A 369-nucleotide genomic window follows, 5' to 3' on the forward strand; every position below is an offset into this window, starting at 1 on the left:
CGCTGACGAGCCTATTTGCGTCGCCGACGCTGGCTGCGTTTGCGGCGGCGGTGAGTGCGCAGCTGAACCAGCAAACCAGTGCGCTGCCTGAGATCACGCCGGTCTCGCGCGAAGGCGATTTGCCGCTGTCGTTCGCGCAGCAACGGCTTTGGTTTCTCGCACAGCTCGACGGCGTCAGCGATACTTATCACATGCCGTTTGCGCTGCGTGTGCGCGGGCCTTTCGATCGGGCTGCGTGGCAACAGGCATTGGATGCGCTCTTCGCTCGCCATGAAGCGTTGCGCTCGACGTTTGTGAGCGTTGATGGTCAGCCGCAGGTGCGGCTATTGCCGGCCGACACGGGCGTGCCATTGCACTGGCACGATCTGC

General features: G+C 63.7%; 1 protein-coding gene. It reads left to right on the forward strand.

Going from position 1 to position 369, the window contains the following annotated elements:
- On the forward strand, nt 1-369 hold a 369-nt coding region (locus KPG66_RS18260; protein ID WP_237071676.1), incomplete at both ends, for a condensation domain-containing protein.

Source organism: Mycetohabitans sp. B2 (genome assembly GCF_021733735.1).
GTDB classification, from domain to species: domain Bacteria; phylum Pseudomonadota; class Gammaproteobacteria; order Burkholderiales; family Burkholderiaceae; genus Mycetohabitans; species Mycetohabitans rhizoxinica.